The 1,456-nt window shown below is 74.0% G+C and carries 1 protein-coding gene; it reads left to right on the top strand.

From position 1 onward, the window contains the following. Positions 1–1,456: beta-ketoacyl reductase (locus E4U92_RS35245; protein WP_137304532.1), on the top strand; the 1,456-nt coding region annotated here is incomplete at both ends.

The following is a 1,456-nucleotide window of genomic DNA, read 5'->3' as shown; positions in this document are numbered from 1 at the left end:
ACCACAACCTCACCCTCTTCGCACTGTTCTCGTCCGTCGCCGGTACGTACGGCACAGCCGGCCAGGGCGGTTACGCGGCGGCGAACGCCTACCTGGACGCACTGGCCCAGCGGCGCCGCTCCGAGGGCCGTACCGCCGTGTCGCTGGGGTGGGGGGCGTGGGCGGACGACGGGATGGCCGCGACGCTGAACGCGGCGGATCTGGCCCGCCTCGCCCGGACCGGCATCGCCGCGCTGGACCCCGAGTCGGGTCTGCGGCTGTTCGACGCCGCGCTGGCGCTGGACGTCGCCGACGTGGTGCCCATGGCGCTGGACACGGCCGGACTGCGGGCCGCCGGCGGCGACATCCCCGCGATCCTGCGCGGCCTCGTCCGCGCGGCGGTGCGCCGCACCGCGCAGGCCGGGTCCGGTCCGTCGGCGGGTTCCCTGGCCGAGCGGCTCGCGGGCCTCCCGGAGGACCGGCGCGATGCGTTCCTGCTCGACCTGGTGCGGCACGAGGTCGCCGCGGCCCTCTCCTACACCGACCCCGGGGCGGTGGACGCGCGGCGCGGCTTCAGGGAACTCGGCATCGACTCCCTGACCGCCGTCGAGCTGCGCAACCGCCTCAACAAGGCCACCGGCCTGCGACTGCCCGCCACCCTGGTCTTCGACCATCCGACCCCGGAAGCCGTCGCCCGCCTGCTGCTGGCCGAGTTGAGGGGCGCGGTCGCGGCGCCGGTGACGGAACCGGTACCGGCGGCACCGGCCCAGAGCGCCGACGACCCGGTCGTCATCGTGGGCATGAGCGGCCGCTTCCCCGGCGGGATCGACACCCCGGAGCAGCTGTGGGACCTGGTCGCGGCGGGGGGCGAGGCCATCTCGGAGTTCCCGGACGACCGGGGCTGGGACCTGGACGCGCTGTTCGACCCGGATCCGGACCGGCCCGGCACCTCCTACGCCCGGCAGGGCGGTTTCCTGCACGAGGCGGCGGAGTTCGACGCGGAGTTCTTCGGGATCTCCCCCCGTGAGGCGCTCGCCATGGACCCGCAGCAGCGGCTGCTGCTCGAGACGTCGTGGGAGGCGCTGGAGCGGGCCGGCATCGACCCGACGAGCCTGCGCGGCAGCTCCACCGGCGTGTACGCGGGCGTCATGTACCACGACTACGCGAGCCGGCTGCCGTCCGTACCCGGTGACTTGGAGGGCTATCTCGGTACGGGCAACACGGGCAGTGTGCACACCGGTCGCGTGTCCTACACGTTCGGTCTCGAGGGGCCGGCGGTCACCGTCGACACCGCCTGCTCCTCCTCCCTGGTCGCCGTGCACCTCGCCGTGCAGGCCCTGCGCCAGGGCGAGTGCTCACTCGCACTGGCCGGCGGCGTCACCGTCATGTCCACCCCCAGCACCTTCATCGAATTCAGCCGCCAACGCGGCCTCGCACCCGACGGACGGTGCAAACCCTTCAGCGCCGACGCCGACGG

It is taken from the genome of Streptomyces galbus, from assembly GCF_005280195.1.
Classification (GTDB): domain Bacteria; phylum Actinomycetota; class Actinomycetes; order Streptomycetales; family Streptomycetaceae; genus Streptomyces; species Streptomyces galbus.
This window is presented reverse-complemented; position numbering and strand designations above follow the sequence as displayed.